Annotated in this window: 1 protein-coding gene; it reads left to right on the top strand. The window is 64.0% G+C overall.

What is annotated here, in order from left to right; all coding sequences use genetic code 11:
- Positions 1–336: beta-ketoacyl synthase N-terminal-like domain-containing protein (locus BST12_RS29755; RefSeq protein ID WP_211281438.1), on the top strand; the 336-nt coding region annotated here is incomplete at both ends.

Below are 336 nucleotides of genomic sequence, written 5' to 3'. Positions count from 1 at the left end.
ATCCTGATCCGGATCGGGTGGGGGCCTCGTATACCCGTTGGGGGGGGTTTGTGGAGGGTGCGGCCGATTTTGATGCGGGGTTTTTCGGGATTTCTCCGCGTGAGGCCTTAGCGATGGACCCGCAGCAGCGGGTGTTGTTGGAGACGGCGTGGCAGACCTTTGAGTCGGCTGGGATTGACCCGCGGTCGGTGCGCGGCAGCGACATTGGGGTCTTCGCGGGGGCGTATTCCTCCCAGTATGGGGGTGTGGGCGGGTCCGAGGTGGAGGGGTATTTGCTGACCGGTACTGAGGCCAGTGTGGTGTCGGGGCGGATTGCGTATGTGTTTGGGTTGGGGG

It is taken from the genome of Mycobacterium angelicum, from assembly GCF_002086155.1.
Lineage (GTDB): Bacteria > Actinomycetota > Actinomycetes > Mycobacteriales > Mycobacteriaceae > Mycobacterium > Mycobacterium angelicum.
Note: the sequence above shows the minus strand (reverse complement) of the source record. Positions and strands in the feature narration are given on the sequence as shown.